The 17,947-nt window shown below is 29.9% G+C and carries 16 protein-coding genes; 7 read left to right on the forward strand and 9 right to left on the reverse strand.

Annotated features, from left to right (window positions below; genetic code table 11):
- Positions 1-13 precede the first annotated feature (13 nt).
- Positions 14-1,339 carry a transporter gene (locus ACOSP6_RS11485; RefSeq protein WP_422093273.1) on the reverse strand — a complete coding sequence of 442 codons (1,326 nt, stop codon included), beginning with the start codon at positions 1,337-1,339 and terminating at the stop codon, positions 14-16.
- A 128-nt stretch (positions 1,340-1,467) separates the two neighbouring features.
- Between ACOSP6_RS11485 and ACOSP6_RS11490 the strand changes: the two genes are divergently transcribed.
- Both ACOSP6_RS11490 and ACOSP6_RS11495 read left to right on the forward strand, forming a co-directional pair.
- Entirely contained in the window at positions 1,468-1,749 is a 282-nt protein-coding gene (locus tag ACOSP6_RS11490; RefSeq protein ID WP_422093272.1) for a DUF4834 family protein, read from the forward strand.
- Between the two features lie 2 nt (positions 1,750-1,751).
- Positions 1,752-4,151, forward strand: coding sequence for a YfhO family protein (locus ACOSP6_RS11495; RefSeq protein ID WP_422093271.1), 2,400 nt, complete (start codon positions 1,752-1,754; stop codon positions 4,149-4,151).
- On the opposite strand, the gene ACOSP6_RS11500 is transcribed toward ACOSP6_RS11495, so the two are convergent.
- Positions 4,140-5,909: a helix-turn-helix domain-containing protein gene (locus ACOSP6_RS11500; RefSeq protein WP_422093270.1), complete on the reverse strand. Its 1,770-nt coding sequence runs from the start codon at positions 5,907-5,909 to the stop codon at positions 4,140-4,142. The genes ACOSP6_RS11495 and ACOSP6_RS11500 overlap by 12 nt on opposite strands.
- A 249-nt stretch (positions 5,910-6,158) precedes the next feature.
- On the opposite strand from ACOSP6_RS11500, the gene ACOSP6_RS11505 reads away from it, so the two are divergent.
- From ACOSP6_RS11505 to ACOSP6_RS11520, 4 genes are read left to right on the forward strand one after another with little or no spacing between them, the layout of a single operon-like run.
- Positions 6,159-6,683, forward strand: a complete 525-nt coding sequence (locus ACOSP6_RS11505; RefSeq protein ID WP_422093269.1) for a methyltransferase — start codon at positions 6,159-6,161, stop codon at positions 6,681-6,683.
- A complete protein-coding gene (locus ACOSP6_RS11510; RefSeq protein WP_422093268.1) occupies positions 6,680-7,864 on the forward strand; it encodes a glycosyltransferase family 4 protein in 1,185 nt (394 codons plus the stop codon). Before ACOSP6_RS11505 ends, ACOSP6_RS11510 begins: the two co-directional genes overlap by 4 nt.
- The gene (locus ACOSP6_RS11515; protein WP_422093267.1) at positions 7,861-9,147 is read left to right on the forward strand and encodes a glycosyltransferase family 4 protein; all 1,287 of its coding nucleotides are present in this window, start codon (positions 7,861-7,863) and stop codon (positions 9,145-9,147) included. Before ACOSP6_RS11510 ends, ACOSP6_RS11515 begins: the two co-directional genes overlap by 4 nt.
- Before the next feature lies 1 nt (position 9,148).
- On the forward strand, positions 9,149-10,639 hold the full coding sequence (locus ACOSP6_RS11520) for a lipopolysaccharide biosynthesis protein (RefSeq protein WP_422093266.1): 1,491 nt from the start codon (positions 9,149-9,151) through the stop codon (positions 10,637-10,639).
- Positions 10,640-10,755: 116 nt separating this feature from the next.
- Here the strand turns inward: ACOSP6_RS11520 and ACOSP6_RS11525 are convergent, their stop codons facing one another.
- The 7 genes from ACOSP6_RS11525 to ACOSP6_RS11555 all read right to left on the reverse strand — a co-directional run bounded on the left by ACOSP6_RS11525 (position 10,756) and on the right by ACOSP6_RS11555 (position 16,607).
- Entirely contained in the window at positions 10,756-11,370 is a 615-nt protein-coding gene (locus ACOSP6_RS11525) for a Crp/Fnr family transcriptional regulator (RefSeq protein WP_422093265.1), read from the reverse strand.
- A gap of 24 nt (positions 11,371-11,394) precedes the next feature.
- A complete protein-coding gene (locus tag ACOSP6_RS11530) occupies positions 11,395-12,012 on the reverse strand; it encodes a WbqC family protein (protein WP_422093264.1) in 618 nt (205 codons plus the stop codon).
- Positions 12,013-12,014: 2 nt separating this feature from the next.
- A complete protein-coding gene (gene lepB, locus ACOSP6_RS11535) occupies positions 12,015-13,586 on the reverse strand; it encodes a signal peptidase I (RefSeq protein ID WP_422093263.1) in 1,572 nt (523 codons plus the stop codon).
- A gap of 70 nt (positions 13,587-13,656) precedes the next feature.
- On the reverse strand, positions 13,657-14,358 hold the full coding sequence (gene dapB / locus ACOSP6_RS11540; RefSeq protein WP_422093262.1) for a 4-hydroxy-tetrahydrodipicolinate reductase: 702 nt from the start codon (positions 14,356-14,358) through the stop codon (positions 13,657-13,659).
- A gap of 2 nt (positions 14,359-14,360) precedes the next feature.
- The gene (locus ACOSP6_RS11545) at positions 14,361-14,951 is read right to left on the reverse strand and encodes a DUF5683 domain-containing protein (protein WP_422093261.1); all 591 of its coding nucleotides are present in this window, start codon (positions 14,949-14,951) and stop codon (positions 14,361-14,363) included.
- Positions 14,952-15,842, reverse strand: coding sequence for a ParB/RepB/Spo0J family partition protein (locus ACOSP6_RS11550; protein WP_422093260.1), 891 nt, complete (start codon positions 15,840-15,842; stop codon positions 14,952-14,954). It lies immediately after the preceding gene.
- A gap of 3 nt (positions 15,843-15,845) precedes the next feature.
- Positions 15,846-16,607: a ParA family protein gene (locus tag ACOSP6_RS11555; protein ID WP_422093259.1), complete on the reverse strand. Its 762-nt coding sequence runs from the start codon at positions 16,605-16,607 to the stop codon at positions 15,846-15,848.
- A gap of 298 nt (positions 16,608-16,905) precedes the next feature.
- Between ACOSP6_RS11555 and ACOSP6_RS11560 the strand changes: the two genes are divergently transcribed.
- Complete coding sequence (locus ACOSP6_RS11560; RefSeq protein ID WP_422093258.1) at positions 16,906-17,886, forward strand: hypothetical protein; 981 nt, start codon at positions 16,906-16,908, stop codon at positions 17,884-17,886.
- Positions 17,887-17,947 lie beyond the last annotated feature (61 nt).

Genomic DNA, 17,947 nt, shown 5'->3' on the forward strand with positions numbered 1-17,947 from the left:
AAAATTATAATATCTACTCATCATCCTTTTCCTCTTTTTCTTTCTCTTCCTTTTCTTTTTTCTCTTTTTCCTCTTCTTTTTTCAACTCTTCTTCGAGTTTTTTAATTTCTTTTTCTAATTTTTCTTGCTCTTTTTTCTTTCTTTTTTCTTCTTTCAATTTTTCCTTTTCTAACTTTTTCTTTGCTTTCTCTTCTTCTTTTTTCTTTTTCTTGGCAGCCTTTTCTTTTTCTTTCGTTGTTTTTTTCTTTGCTTTTTTATCTTTCTTAGTTATTTCGTCTAGAACTGATTTTTGACGAACTCTTACTCGACCTTCTTTCTCTTTTTCTAATTCCTCTTCAGATTTCTCTGTTTCTAACTGTGGTCCTATTTTATCTTTTTTCTTAAATAAGTTTTTGATTTTATCTATTAAACGCCCGAAGAAACCTTTATTGTAAGTTTGAAGTTCGTCTCCTTCTATCTTATTACCAAACTCGTCTAATTCAACATATTTATCTACGTGTTTGTTAATTCTGTAAGACACACCAATACTTGTATATAAGCCTGTACTGTTTTCTTGGAATGTAGCTCTTAAAGATGAGTTTATTTGTAAATTGTTATTGAATAAATAAGCCGCTCCAAAACCAAAATTACTCTGGCTTTCTTGTTTGTTGAATAAAGATTGTTGTTCCACAAAACCAGACCATTTATCCGTAAAATTATATGTACCTGTTACGACGTAAGAAAACTCGGGTAAATATCCTCCTATATAATTATAATGAATGTTGGTAATGACATTTAATTTATGAGAAAATTCGTTTTGTAGCAAAACTCCAAATTTTGGTGTAATTCCTCCTCTTTCATGATAATCACTTAAAAAAGAACCAAAATTTATACCTCCATAAACAGCAACATGAGGAATCCATCGAGACCAATCAAAAGAATGTCTTTTCTTCCAACTTCTAATTTCTTTTGAACGGTCACTATATTTAGGTTTGTAAACTAAGTATTTGGCTCCTAGGGTAAATTGTCCGAAACCAAACTCTGACCTTGAAGATTCAAAAACATTTAAAAAAGCAAATTCGTTTTGTTGAAGAGCAGTGGTTAAGCTAAGTTCTAAAAACTCATCTAATAAACCCATTCTGTAGTGTAACTCTAATCCTGTGGCTCTTGGATTACTAAACGTTGGAATTGCCGAAGCGTTTCTGTGAAAGATACTACTTTCAAACTGATACACTCCAGTTCCTACACTATATGGACTTTCCGAAAAACCAGGTTTATTCGAATTTATCACTTCCGTGTATTGTGCTCTAATTGTTGAAAATAATAACAACAATACTACACTAAAAATTTTTTTGATCATATTCACCACAAACATTTACACGTGTTACAAACATACAGTAAAATTATCAATCTAATAAGTTTACAGGATTATTAACGCAAGGTTTTAGTTCAAATTGTTATTTTTGATTGCTTTTTTATTTAAACAGAATGATAGAGATCCATCAAGCAGGACCAATGAATTTTATAAGAACATTACTTATCATCGCTTTAGTGTATTATACACTTAAATTTTTAGCCAGACTTTTTGCTCCATATTTAATGAAAAAGGCTGTTCAAAAAATGCAAGAGCGAGTTGAAAAACAACAAAGAACTACCAATAAAGACGAAAGTGTTAAAGTTGGTGAAACCATAATAGATAAAAAACCTAACCAATCTAAAGAAAGTGATAAATCAGTAGGAGAGTATATTGATTTTGAAGAAATAGACTAACTATGAAGATCAACAAGCTATTACCTTATTTTGGAGCAATACTTTTATTTGTAATTGTTTCTGTTTTATACTTTAATCCGATTTTATCTGGTAAGCAAATTAAACAGTCAGATATAGATCAATTCAAAGGAATATCAAAAGAATTAAAAGAATTTAGAGAAGAGAATAACGAAGAAGCGTATTGGTTAGGAAATGCCTTTAGTGGTATGCCAGGATATTTAGTAAGTGCAAATTATCCTAACGACTTTTTAAAGGAGGTTGATAGACTTTTAAGATTTTTACCAAGACCGGCTGATTATCTTTTCTTATATTTTTTGAGTTTCTTCATTCTACTTGTTACTTTGAAAATTGAGTGGAAGTTAGCAATCATGGGTGGCTTGGCTTTCGGATTTTCCACTTACTTAATAATTATTATAGGTGCTGGTCATAATGCAAAAGCGCATGCAATTGTTTACATGCCAATTATTATTTCAGGAGTATTACTAATATTTCAAAAGAGGTTTTTACTCGGTTTTTTATTGGCTGCTATCGGAATGGCGATGGAAATAGGAGCAGGTCATATTCAAATGACATATTATTTAGGTTTCTGTTTGCTCATTTTAGGAATTGTAGAGTTACTTGAAGCGATTAAGACCAAGGAAATTTCAGCTTTTATGAGGCAGGTTGCCGTTATAATTATTGCCTTTATTGTGGGTATCGGTGTCAATGCTTCAAGACTTATGGCAACTCAAGAATATGCAGATTATAGTATTAGAGGTAAGTCGGAATTAACAATTGATACTGATGGAAAACCTAAGAAAAAGAAGTTTTTAGGTTTAGACTATGACTATATTACTCAATACAGCTACGGAAAACTTGAGACTATGAATTTAATGGTGCCTAGATTTATGGGAGGTGGTACTGTTGATAAATTAAGTGAAAACTCAAACTTTTATAAAGAGTTTGAAAAAATAGCAGGAAAGAAGGCTGCGAAAGAATATTCGAAAGAAGTTTTAACGTATTGGGGAGACCAACCTATCGTTGAAGCACCTGCTTATATTGGAGTTGTAGTTATATTCTTATTTTTTATTGGTGTATTTTTAGTCGAGAGAAAGTTGAGATATTGGTTAGTATCGGCTACCATATTTTCCATAGTATTAAGTTGGGGGAAAAATTTAGCTTTCGTAACTAATTTTTTCATTGATTATGTGCCACTTTATGATAAATTTAGAGCAGTTTCTTCCATTCAAGTAATTGCTGAGTTATGTATTCCTTTATTGGCTATTTTAGGTTTAAACGAGCTTTTTAAATCGTCAAAGTCTAAAGAAGAAAAAGTAGAAGCACTAAAAAAATCATTCTACATTGTCGCGGGGTTAATTATTGTTGGATTCTTATTAGCTCATATGACTTCTAGTTTTGAGGGTATTCGTGATGGTCAATATCAACAGTATCCTTCTTTATTAGACGCATTAATTAGCGATCGAAAATCAATGTTGTTTTACGATAGTTTTAGGTCAATTGTTCTAGTCTTATTAGTTGGAGGTATAATTTATCAATTCTTAAAAAACAAAATCAACAAGCAAATTGTTTATGGTGTAATACTAGTGCTGATTTTATTTGATTTGGTTTCAGTCAATATCAATTATGTTAATACTGAAAATTTTGTTAGCTCAAGAATAATTGATAAGCCTTTTGTTCCTTCAAAAGCTGATTTAGAGATTTTAAAAGATAAAGGCTATTACAGAGTGGCTAATTTTAGCGGGAACTTTATGAATGAAAACAGGACGTCTTTCTTTCATAGATCTGTTGGAGGTTATCATGCAGCAAAACTAAAAAGATATCAGGAGCTTATTGATTATCAAGTGGCTAAAAACAACATGGAGATTTTTAACATGTTGAATACTAAGTATTTTATTGCAGATGAGAATACCTATGAAGTAAACAAAGAAGCAAATGGGCACGCTTGGTTTGTAGATAGCTTATTACCTGTTAAGTCTGCTAATGAAGAAATCCTTGCTTTGAGTAATTTAGATACTAAGAAACAAGCAATTATTAGAGCTGATAAATACAGTGGTAAAACAGTTTTTAAAACTGATTCTTTAGCGAGTATAAATTTACTGGATAATAAGTTGAATTATTTGAAATATAAAAGTAGTTCAAATATTGAGCAATTTGCAGTTTTCTCTGAGATATACTATAAAGATGGATGGAATGCTTATGTGGATGGAGAATTAGCTCCACATTATCAAGTTAATTACGTGTTGAGAGGAATGGAAATTCCAGCAGGAACTCATACTATTGAATTTAAATTTCAACCGACTATTGTTGATAAAGGAGGAAGCTTATCCCTTTATTTTTATTTACTTTTAATTTTAATGCCTTTTGTTATTTTGTTCCTTAAGAAGAAGAAATTACTTGTTTAAGTTTTTAATGTATTCAGAAGGAGAAACATTCATGTATTTTTTAAAAGCTCTACTGAAGGCTGATGCATTTGTATAGCCAACAATATTCGCTAAGCCTTCAATAGAGTATTTTTTATAATATTCCTTATTCTTAATTAAGTCTAAAGCGTATTCAATCTTTTTTTGAGTATAGTATTGCTTAAAAGGAACGTCATGATGTTTGTTATATACAAAAGATACGTATGTACTATTGGTATTTACTTTTTCTGCAATAGTGTTTATTGAAAAATCATGTTTTAAAAACTCGTGGTTAATTTCAATTTGTTTTATTTGATTCAATATTTTTTCCTCTAATTGGGCTTCAATATTATAATTAACTTTTGACTTTCTCATTGTTTTTTTACTTTGAGATTTTTCTTTTTCTAAATCCCTTTTAGCATTTACAATAGTACTTTTTAACTCATCACTTTTTTCTGAAATTTCTTTCTTGTATTTCTTTCTTTTAAATAAAAAAAATGATGAAATTATTACTAGAATTAGCGTGTAAAGTAAAATGGTTGTTAGACTTTTCTTTTTTTCTTTTTCAAGAATTACATTGTTTAACTCTGTAATTTTTTCAAGGTCATTATCGTAAAGTAGTTGATACGTTTTCTGTTTGTTTTCTTTACTAAAATTAAACTCTTTTAGCGTGAGTTTTGAATATTTAATAGCGCTATCAAGTTCATTAATACGATTGTATTCATTTGAAAGAATGTTATAAATAGAGATTAATCTACTTCCTTTAAGATTATGGTTTTCAAGTGATTTTTTTGCTGAATAAATAATAGAATCATATTTGTTCAATCCATTAAATATAAGTGTTCTATAAAAGTAAATTTCACTTTTATAGTCTATATCATCCAGATTTTCAGGTAGATTTAAAGAATCAATTAATTTTAAGGCTTCTTTGTATTCTTTTTTAGTTATTAGAATATCAGTTTTTCTAAATTGATACATTAATTTAGAATCTGGATGTGGTGGGATAATTTTTTTAGCAGAGCTATAAGCTTTTTCAAAACAAGTAGATGCAGAATCTAATAGTTGTTCTTTCTTTGTTTTTTTATTTAGAGCCATGTAAGTTTGCCCTAATAGGTATAGTGTATTAGCTTTTACATGAGTTAAATTTTGTTGGTCATAAAAATCATTTTCACTGTTAATTTTCTGGTCAACTTTTTTAATTATTTTTATTAAAATGGACTTAGCCTCTTCTTCTTGATTAAGGTCTTTTTTTATGAGAGCTTTTGAATTTTCAATATTTACAAAATAATCAAATCCGTCAAAGTTTTTGTTTTTAACATTATTTAAAAAATCAGACATTGAGAGCAAATTTGTATATGCTTTTTGATATTCTTCTGAATTTTTATGAATCCAAAATAATCTATTTAATGTGCTTAACTTTATTTTGGTATAACAAATGTTTTTAGGATTGATATTTAATAATGAATCTACTTCTTGTATTGTTTTATCAATTACTTTTTTGCATTTTTCAATTTCATTTTTTCTGTAATGGTAATATGCTTTAGCAGTAAAAGCTATTAATTTTTCACAAGGATTTGATGAAAGTTCTCCTTTATCAGAATAAAATAAAAGACTATCTAGGTTAGTGTTTTTAAATTTACTCATCTTTCTAAAAGTCTCACTTTCTTTATAATCATTAATCTGATGTTTAGATTGAGAAATTAACATTAATGAATAAAAGGAAAAGAGTAAGATTAAGCTTAAGTTTTTAGAATTTTTCAACTCCTAGACTATTTAAATTTGTTTGTGCTTTTTATAAAAAGTCGAATATAAAGTTTTTTCTTGAAAAGAATAAAAAATAGATTTGTGTGCTATAAAATTGAAAATCCTCAGGAAGGGAAACTGCATTGATAAAGAGTGCTTAAATTAAAAAGGAACAATATTAATTGTTCCTTTTTAATTTTATTCAAAAAAATATACAGAAAATATTATTTGAATGTATAGATTTGTTTGTAAATAACTAATACTATCATGTTTCCAAACGTACCTACTTATCGATATAATAAAACAATAAACTTTTTAAGAAGAGTATTACCACCTCCGGCTGTTATTTTAGATTTGGGTGTTAGAAATCCATTTAGCGAGATAATGGAAAAAGAAGGATATACGGTGTATAATACGAATGGCGAAGATTTTGATTTGATGCCTGAAATAGTTAGAGATTTTGAAGTAGATGCAGTTACTTCTTTTGAAGTATTTGAACATTTGGTTTCTCCTTTTAGTATTTTGAGAGAGATTCAGTGCGATAAACTTATTACTACTATACCTTTGAGGTTATGGTTTGCTAGTGCATACAGAAGTAAAACTGATATGTGGGATCGCCATTTTCATGAGTTTGAAGATTGGCAGTTTGATTGGTTATTAGAAAAATCGGGTTGGGAAATAAAAGAAGCAGAGAAGTGGATTAGTCCAACTAAACTAAATGGATTTAGACCAATTCTTAGGAGGTTTACGCCTAGATATTATGCCGTTTTTGCTGAAAAAAAGGGGAAATGAGAATAGGTATGATTTTAGATGACGTTTTCCCTCCTGATCCTAGAGTGGAAAACGAAGCTATTGAATTAATAAAAGATGGATATGAAGTATTTCTTTTTTGTTTGAATTATAAAAACCAGAAAAGGAATGATGAGGTTAATGGGATCAAAGTAATACGATATAACAGTAATAAGATAGAATATAAGCTTTCTGCTTTAGCTTACTCAATTCCGTTATATACTATGTTAATGAAAAAAAAAGTTAAAAGCTTTTTAAGGAATAATAATATAGATATAATTCATTGTCATGACATTAGAGTAGCAGAAGCAGTTTTTCAGGCAAATAAAAGTTTCAAACTACCAGTTGTTTTGGATATACATGATAATATTCCTGAAAACATGAAGTTTTATCCCCATCTTCAAAAGTTTCCAGGTAAATATATTATATCCCCAAAAAAATGGAAGCAAAAAGAGCAAGAATTTATAGAAAAGGCATCTTATGTAATATCAGTTTCTCCTCAATTGGTTTCAGAATTAAAAGATAGAGTTCATAACCCCCAAAAAGTTGTTTTAGTTTCTAACACAATTAGCACATCTTTTTATTTAAATGCTGAGTTTAACAAAGAATTGATTATGAGTTATACTAATTACTTTACTATGTTGTATCTTGGCGACACTCATACTAGGAGAGGTTTGTTATTGGCGATAGAAGGTGTTTCTAAACTTAAAGATAGAATATCAAATATTAAACTAGTGATAGTTGGTTCTAGCACAACGGATTATGTATTGAAAAATAAAGTTAAAGAATTAGCTCTAGAAGATTATGTTGATTTTAAAGGTTGGAGAGATGTTAAACTATTCCCTTCTTTTATAAAAGCAAGTGATGTCTGTTTATCTCCGTTACACCGCAGTAAACAACATGATGTAGCTTATGCGAATAAAATTTTTCAGTATATGAGTTTTGGTAAACCTTTGTTAGTTAGCAATGCTACAGCTCAAAAGGAAATGGTAGAGCAAGTAAATTCTGGATTGGTTCATGAAGATAGAGATGTAAATGATTTTGTTGTTAAATTACTAAAACTATATAACAACCCAGAATTAAGAAATAAGTTAGGTGAGAATGGAAAAAAATTTGTCAGAGAGTCTTATACTTGGGATAAAACTTCTAACAAATTAAAAGAAATATATAAAACTATTAATTGAAAGTTCTAATTGTTACATATTATTGGCCACCTGCAGGTGGAGCTGGAGTTCAACGTTGGTTAAAGTTTACTAAGTATTTAAGAAATTTCGGTATTGAACCTGTAATTTTTACTGCAGATAATCCTAATTATCCGATAATTGATAATAGTTTACAAAGTGATATTCCTGTAGGTATAGAGGTTATTAAGTGCCCAATATTCGAACCTAACAGTGTATTGTCTAAACTGAAGAAAAGGAAAGTTCAGAACAGTGCAGGTTTTTTAGAAGAAAATCCATCATTGCTTTCGAAAATTTTAATTTACATCAGAGCTAATCTTTTTATTCCTGATGCAAGAATGTTTTGGATTAAACCATCTGTAAAAAAGATAAAAAAGTATTTATCAAAAAATGAAATAGATGTTATCATAACTACGGGTCCTCCTCATAGTCTGCATATGATTGGTTTTCATTTAAAAAAACAATTAGGAATTAAATGGATTGCTGATTTTAGAGATCCTTGGACAGGAATTGATTACTTTCATTTACTGCCACTAACAAAATTTGCTAAAAACAAACATTTTAATTTAGAAGATAAAGTTTTTAAAAATGCAGATAAAGTAATAATGGTAAGTAAAACTTCTAAAGAGAAGTATAAAAATCAGGCAACTTCTATAGAAGTAATTACAAATGGTTATGATTCTGATGGAATTGTGGAAGAAAATTTAGTTTTAGATTCGAAGTTTACAATATCTCATATTGGTTCTATGAATGCAGCTAGAAATCCTAAATTATTATGGGAGGTTTTACATGAAATAGGAGAGGAAGAACCTGAGTTTTATAACGATCTTCAGATTCAATTAATTGGTAAGTTAGATGAGCATGTTGTCAAAAAGGAAATAGATTCGTTTAAGTTCAAAAATATTCTACAATTAGATTACGTTCCTCATCAAGAAGCGAAAAAATACCAAAAGCAATCTCAAGTTTTATTGTTAGTGGTGAATAATACTCCAAATGCAAGAGAAATTGTTACGGGGAAAGTATTTGAATATATTCAGGCAAAAAGACCGATTATAGCTATTGGTCCAGAGGATGGTGATTTAGCTGATGTTTTAAACGAAACAAATGCAGGAAGAACATTTGATTATGAAAACCGAAAAGAATTAAAACAGGAGATAAAAAGCTTATATAAAAATTATAAATTAGGAGCTTTAACGGTTAACTCTTCAAACATTGAAAAATATCATCGAAAGCAATTAACCAAAGATTTATCAAAAATTATTAAAGAGATAGCCAAAACAAAATAAATTGGGGATAATATTTAAACAATCATTTAAAAATACCATTGTAATTTATTTAGGATTCTTAATTGGAGGCTTAAATACAATTTTTTTCTATCCAGGTATTTTAGGAGATACTTTTCAAGGAATTGTTACTGTCTTACTTTCATATTCAAACTTAATTATGCCGTTAATGGCATTAGGTGTTCATTATACAATTATTAAGTTTTTTTCTGTTTATCAAGAGAAAAAAGAAAAGGATAAGTTTTTATCGATTGCGTTGATATTACCTCTTTTAGTGGGAGTTCCTGTAGGTTTTTTGTGGAATTATATTCAAGATTTTATAGTTACAAATTTCCTTTCAGAAGAAAATAAACAAATTGAAAGCTATACTATTGTTATTTACATTGTATCAATTTGTTGCGCGTATTTTGAAGTCTTTTACGCCTGGTCTAAAGTACATCTGAAAACTGTAGTAGGTAACTTTCTTAAAGAGTTTTACAATAGAGCTGTTGTACTTATTTTACTATTATCTGTCTCTTTTCAGATTATTACAAAAACTCAGTTTATATTTTGGCTTACGGGTTTTTATATTTTGAGAACGCTTATCATGATGTTTTATGCGTTTAAAGTCTATTTTCCTAAGTTCTCTATAAGTCTGCCTAAAAATTACAAGCAGATAGCTTCTTATTCGTTATTTATAATTTTTGCCGGTAGTGCTGGAGCTTTAATTTTAGATATTGATAAAGTAATGGTCACAGGTAAAGAAGCTTTTAGTGCAGCTGCATATTATACTGTAGCCGTTTTTATAGGTTCTTTTATTGAAGCTCCTAGTAGGGCTTTAGGGCAAATCTTACAGCCTCTAACTTCTAAATCATTAAACGAAAACAATGATACGGAGGTTGATAATTTGTACAAAAAGAGTTCGATTAATTTATTGGTAATAGGAGGGTTGTTTTTCTTGTTGATTAACTGTAATATAGTTGAGTTGTTTAAGTTAATGCCAAAAGGATATGACCAAGGTGTTTTAGCTGTTTTATTAATATCAATTGCTAAAATGTATAATATGTTTTTAGGAAATAACGGGCCTATTATATCTAATTCTAAATATTATAAGGTTACTTTTCCTATTGGTATTGGTACAGCGTTAACCGTTTACTTTTTGAATGTTTTATTCTATAGAAAAATGGATATGACTACTGATGGATTAGCACTGGCTACATTAATAACTGTATTTATTTTCAATTCTATCAAGCTTTTGTTTGTTCATAAAAAGATGAACATGAACCCAATAACAAAAGAAACGGGTATTGCATTTGTTGTTATTGTCATCATGTTTATTGGTTTTTATTTCTGGGATTTTAATTTACCTGAAATGAAAATTGCAAGATTACCAATAGATTCGTTATTAAATATGATACTAAAAAGTATTATTATAATTGCAGTATATAGCTATCTGATTGTCAAATTAAAAATTTCAACTCAAATCAATTCATTAGTAGAAAGAATTACGAAATAAAAAGACTTGTATTATGAGGGAAAACAAGTCTTTTTAAGGGGAAACGAAATAGGGATATTTCGATTGTAAATTTAATGTAAATTCACAATTCTCTAGATAAACCTATGTTTATAAATCTATTTTGAATATAATTTTTTTCGGATCCTACTTAATTGTACTGGCGTTATATTTAAATAACTAGCTATTTGATATTGAGGTATTAAGTTTTCTATTTGAGGAATTCTTTCTTTTAAAATTTTATAACGATCGGTTGCGTCTAATAACGAAAGTCTATCAAGTCTTTTTAAAATTTGCAAAAGTATCGTTTGATTTACCTTGTTGTAGAGGAGAGAAATCTCGTGATTCTGAGTACTTAAATCTATAAAGTCATTAAAATCACCTTCTAGTAACGTACAAGCAGTAATGCATCTATAATAATCCTCAGGTAGTTTTTTATCTAAATCAATATGCGATAACTTCAAGTCGTCAATCTGATAAAACAAGTCTGTAAAGGCATAGTTTTCAAGATGAATCGTCCTAATATATTCTCTATCTTTATTTGAGTTCTTTGAGAATGTTGCGACAATACCTTCTATAATTATATAAAATTTAGAAGTTCCTTTATTTATTAAAACATCACCAGTTTTATACTTTTTGAGTTTTACAATCTTTGAAAATAAGTCAATTGCTTCATCAGATATGTTGCTCATATAAAAGCGAGAAAACTCACTAATTAAAGCGGATTCTAACATAAGTTGTAAGCTTTAAGTTGCTAATTATACTATTTTTACACTTTCAAGATAAGATATCGAATTAGGACCTTCCATAAATAAAAGATCTAGAATCGATAAATTAGAAATAAACCCAAACTTGTCATCAAACATTTGGGTGTAACTGTCCATTTCTATTGATATATTACCATTTTTAGCAACTGAAAAATCCCTATAATCGTTAACTATTGGTGATATTTCGTATTGATTAGTTTTTGAAAATTCTTGACTAATTTGTAAAGCATCAGTAACAAATAAATACGTATCAATATTTAAGTCTACTAAATATACGTATTTTTTATGATATATTTTTGCTAAGTCATCTTCAAAGAATTCAAAGAAAGGTGACGATTGGTAGGCTGTTTTTAAGGATTTAAAATGTTGGTCTTGCCATGGAAAGCTATTTTCAACTAAAGTATCCTTTGTTTTTTTACGTCCTTCTGTTTTATTGTGTTTAACAGGAATGTTTAACAATAACTTGCCATTTGCACCGTAAATATAGCATCTGTTCCTATAAGTCTGTTTCTGGAAATTATCTTCAAATTCAAAAATTACTTTATCCGATTTATTGATAAAGGCATATTGACTAATAGGTGAAAAATATGTAGGTATGAATAATCCCACTATTAAGCTTTTTTCTTTTTAGGTTTAAATACAAAGAACAAGATTAAACCAGCAGATAAAAGCCCTAACCAAAAATACGATTTTGACTCTCCGTTTGTTACCGTCATAAACATACGCTCCCATCGAATTCTTCCAGTTTCGTTGTCTTTACTGAACCAAATCATAACTGGTTTTCCTATTACATGGTCAAAAGGAACATACCCCCATCTTCTAGCATCTAACGAGTTTTGACGATTATCTCCCATCATCCAATAATAATCTTGCTTAAAGGTATAAGTATCGGCTTTTTTACCGTTGATGTAAATATTATCGTTGACAAAAGTTAAATCATTCTTTTCGTATTCTCTGATAATACGCTTGTAAAACGGAATTGTTTCTTTAGTAATAGCAACTGTAGCACCTTTTTTAGGAATATAAATAGGGCCAAAATTATCGATATTCCATCGATATAAAGGGCTTTGTGGAAAAAGCTCAAGGTCGGATTTATGTTTTGGTGCTATTTTTTTTGTTACACTTTTAACAATAGGATTTTTGCCAATTAATGTAGCTTCTTCATCAGTCAGATTTAAAAGATATTTACCTTCTCTCGTCGTATATGCTTCCTCAAATCTTACGTTGTATCTCATTAAAGCAGCTTCGCTAAATTTTTTTCCTTCGGTATCTACAATATGATACCACTGAGGTTTTGCATTCGGAGGTAAAACAGAACGTTTTCCGTTAATGTATATATATCCGTCTCTTATTTCTAAACTATCACCAGCAACACCAACACAACGTTTTACAAGATTTAATTTCTTGTCGATAGGTTTGTAGTAAGTTCTGTCTGGTTTTAAGTCGTTCATATCGCGCAGTGTATCGGCTGGTTGCCCAAATACCACGATGTCATTTCTTTTTATTGAAGTAAGACCAGGAAGTCTCATGTAAGGCAATTGAAACTTATTAGCAAACGACGAGTTTCTTTCTTCGTAATTATCGTTAAAAACGTATGATTTTGATTTAATTAAAGGAATCGTGTCATGGATCATTGGTAAAGCCATGCTTGACATTGGTACACGAGCTCCATAATGAAACTTACTTACGAATAAATAATCGCCAATTAATAAAGATTTCTCCAAAGAGGAAGAAGGGATTACATATGGGCGAATAAAGTAATTATGCACAATTGTCGCTGCAATTACTGCAAAAGCAATTGAACTAATCCATTCACCAGCACCTTTTGGTGGATCTAAACTTCTATCTTTTCTATAGGAAGCATCCGTAAAGTAGTTGATATATAAATTATAAAAACCAAGAGTAAAGATTGCTAAAAATGTATCTTTTGTACTTGTAAAACCAAAGCTACGAGCTGTTTCAATCCATATAACAGGAAACATGATTAAGTTTACAATAGGGATAAATAATAAAATAATCCACCATTTTGGTCTTTTTATAATTCCTAAAAGAACAATTGCATTGTAAATTGGAATAGCAGCTTCCCAAGATTGTCTACCTGCTTTTTCATATAACTTCCATGTTCCGATAAAGTGAATAAATTGGACTGTTAAGAATAAAATAAACCAACCCGTAAATGACATAATTTTTTGTTTTGTTTTATAAAATACGTAAGACGCAATTTCGTCTTATTTGTTATCAAAAATATTTCTTTTAACCAATGTTTAACACATCTCTCATTGAGAAAACACCTTCTTTTCCAATAAGCCACTCTGCAGCAACAACAGCGCCTAGTGCAAATCCTTTTCTGTTATGAGCCGTATGTTTAATTTCAATTGAATCTACCTCAGAGTTATAGTTAATTGTATGTGTACCAGGTACATCAGGAGTTCGCACAGCTTTTATAGGAATATTTTCATCAGAAATCTCACCGTCTAATTCCCATTTCTTTTTGTCAGAGTTGTCAATAATTCCTTCAGCTAAGGTAATAGCCGTTCCACTTGGCGCATCTAATTTTTTGGTATGATGAATTTCTTCAATGTCAATTGTATATTGTTTTTGAGAATTCATCATAGCCGCTAATTTTTCGTTTAGCGCAAAGAAAATATTAACACCTAGGCTAAAGTTAGAGGCATAAATAAAACCTCCTTTTTTCTCTTTGCATAAAGCAACAGCATCATCATACTTATCCAACCAACCCGTTGTTCCTGAAACTACAGGAATGTTATGGTTAATACAAGTAGATATATTATTAAAGGCTGAATTAGGTATGCTAAAATCGATTGCCACATCAGCTTGAGTTATATCATAATTTTCTTCACCATTAGACTTGATTACTATTTCATGTCCTCTTTCTAGGGCAATTTTTTCAATTTCTTTACCCATTCTACCATAACCCAATAAGGCTAGTTTCATAATTAAAAAGAATATTTTAGGGTTAAACCTAGTTTGTGAGTACTTTCTTCGTTGTAATTGAAATTTGGCATAGCCGAAGGAGTCAGTGTTAAGCTATCCGTATTATCAAACTGAATTAAATGAGCTGTAACACTTGCTTCAACAATTTGTAAAATATAAATAAGTACCGTAGTTAATAACGATAAATCCCTGTTCTGACGTAACTGTCTTTGTGCGCTTTCCAAACCAGCATCTGATATTAATGGATTACCGTTAATATCTGAAAACTCGTCTGGTAAACCTGCTTTCCTTCTTTTAAAGGCAGTTCGAACGCGTTGGTATTCGTTGTTATTGTCTATATAAAAGTAAATACTTGTTGCCATTCCTCCATAAATAAGAGGTAATTGCCACCAATATCTATTATTGTAGATTTGACCCGCACCCGGAAAAATAGCTGAGTAAAATGCAGCTCTTGAAGGATTTAAAGGATCATAATCTGGTTGTTTGATTTGAGTGAATTGAATCGATCTAGTTTTTGTAGAATCTTTTTCTTGACTAAAAATAGTACTATTAGTTAACAAGAAAATAATAAATATGTGAACTGCGTATTTCAATTACTTCAATAATTTTTTGATACGATTAAAATCTTCAATAGAATCAAAAGGAATAGAAATTTTCCCTTTTCCTTTATTGTTTACTGAAACATCGATTTTAGCACTAAAAAACTCGCTAAAATTCTTTAAGCTACTTGAAATTTCTGTAGGTAATGTATTCTTCTTAGATTCAGGTTTCTTGGTAACGCCTGATTTAAAGATTCTTACTAAATCTTCTGTTTGTCTAACAGATAATTTATCGCGTAAAATTTTCTCGTAAATATCAATTTGATCTTTCTCGCTATCGATATTAATAAGCGCTCTACCGTGTCCCATTGAAATGAACCCATCTCTCATTCCTGTTTGAATAATAGGGTCTAATTTTAATAATCTTAGGTAGTTAGTTACCGTAGAACGTTTTTTACCAACTCGAACACTCAATTGTTCTTGAGTAAGTTTAATTTCATCAATTAAACGCTGATAAGAAAGAGCAACTTCAATAGGGTCAAGATTTTTTCTCTGAATATTTTCAACCAATGCCATTTCTAGCATTTCTTGATCATTAGCTATTCTAATGTAAGCTGGTATCGTTGTGTTTCCTATTAATTTAGAAGCTCTAAACCTTCTTTCCCCAGAAACTAATTGAAATTTATCTTCAGCTAATTTTCTAACCGTAATAGGCTGTATAACTCCTAATTCTTTAATAGAAGCAGCTAATTCATTTAACGCCTCCTCGTCGAAGTAAGTTCTTGGCTGAAAAGGATTTACTTCAATTAGTTTTAAATCGATTTCAATAATACTTCCAACAACTTTATCAGCATTTTCGTCTGATGCTGAATTTACTTCTGCAGTCTCTTTTAACAAAGCAGATAATCCTCTTCCTAAAGCTTGCTTCCTTGTTGCCTTTGCCATGTTCTAGTTCTTATTTATAATTTCATTTGCTAAGTTAATATAATTAACCGCACCTTTACTTGTTGCATCGTATGAAATAATGCTTTCTCCGTAACTTGGAGCTTCACTTAAACGTATGTTTCTGTGTACTACTGTTTCAAAAACCATTGAGCTGAAGTGTTTTCTTACTTCATCAACTACCTGATTAGATAAACGTAATCGAGCATCATACATGGTTAACAATAAACCTTCAATTTCAAGGTCTTTATTATGTATTTTCTGAACACTTTTGATAGTGTTTAATAATTTTCCTAATCCTTCTAAGGCGAAATATTCACATTGAATAGGAATTATTACCGAGTTAGAAGCAACTAATGAGTTCAGCGTGATTAATCCTAATGAAGGAGCACAATCAATTAAAATATAGTCGTAATCATCAACGATTTCCGCTAATGCTTTTTTAAGCATGTACTCACGCTCTATTTTGTCAACTAACTCAATTTCAATTGCTACTAAATCAATATGAGCTGGAATCAAATCAACATTAGGAGATTCTGTTTTGATAATAGTGTCTTTTGCACTTGCTGTATGTTCTAGAACTTGATAAGTACCTAGTTCAATACTTTCAACATCAATTCCTAATCCAGAAGTAGCATTTGCTTGTGGATCAGCATCGATTAAAAGTACTTTTTTTTCAAGAACTCCTAAGGCAGCTGCTAGGTTTACTGATGTAGTAGTTTTACCAACTCCTCCTTTTTGATTTGCTATTGCAATGATTTTGCCCATACTGTTTTGTGTATTTACAGAACGTAAAAATACAATTATTTATGACTTATTAAAGTGTAAGATATTAACAAAAAAAGTTAAAGGTTTACCTAAAATTGTTTCCTGTTTTTTTATGGGGCTTTTTCCTTTTGTTTATCTAGGACTTATCATGGTGAAAACATTTTTTAATGCAATTATGTTTGCAGTGCTATTTAGTAAGAAGAGAAAGAAAATAAGGATTGATCAACCTTAAACATCGCGTAAACCGAAAAGCGTATGAGTAGGTAAATTTTTAAAAACTATTTAATTTAAAACTATCATGAAAAAAATTTTAATGCTAATTATAATAGCAACACTAGCTATTAGTTGTAAAGAAGAAGAAATTATTTCTGAGTCACCCGAAGAAACAATTACAACTTCTAAAAGAAAAGAAGGAAAAGCAATGCTACATTTTAATTCTGTTGAAGAGTTAAAAGGTTTCATCAAAGAAAGAGTAGAATCAGATATCGATTATTTAGATGAAGCAAGATCTTTTTCTGACAGAGGATTATATAATCCATTATTATTAGTTTACAATTTAAGTGCTAATGAAGCTGAGGAAAAAGGAATAGAAGAAAAGTCAATTCCAACGGTTGCGTCAAATGATGATATGTTGTTATTAATGTTGAATGAAGATGGAGAAATAGGTATTAGAGAGAAAATCTTTAGAATTGATGGAGAGTTTGTTTACACTTACACTGCGTCATCTGGCTCAGGAGATATTACCAATTTTATTGAGCAATATAAAGCTGGTAAAGTAAAAATTCAACCAGGTAAAACAATTGAGTTTAGTGAGTCTTTAACTGTTTTTATGCATGAAAATAGTATCGATAAAGAACAAAATTATGTTGAAAAATCGCAAACGAACTATCAATACTTTAGTAGTAATTATAGAATGAAAGCTAGACAGTTTGATGGTTTTTGGGGTTTTTACAGCTCAATAGGCTCTAGTACAAAAGTTGAGGAACGCAAGAAATTTTTGTGGTGGTCTTGGTGGAAAACTGCAAAGACAGATAATAGATTAGAGTATGATATGTCTTATGAAGTTCGTTCAACTCCAGGTTTTCCTCCAGTAAATTTTGTTGCGACTGCTTCTGGTTCAAGGTATTGTAACTGTAATAAGGCACAGAGAACTTATGCATGGTCTGTTGGATTTCCTTGGGCACCAGAAAGATATATTCCTTTAGAAGGAGAGTCTAGACATTGGGCACATTGGTATACTACAAATCCAAATACTGTTTCAGTTACTTTGCAATACTAATTTGGATTTTTATTTGAATTAATAAAAAAGAAAGTCCTGAGAATTTCTCAGGACTTTTTAT

This window comes from Tenacibaculum sp. MEBiC06402, assembly GCF_049239625.1.
Taxonomy (GTDB): Bacteria; Bacteroidota; Bacteroidia; order Flavobacteriales; family Flavobacteriaceae; genus Polaribacter.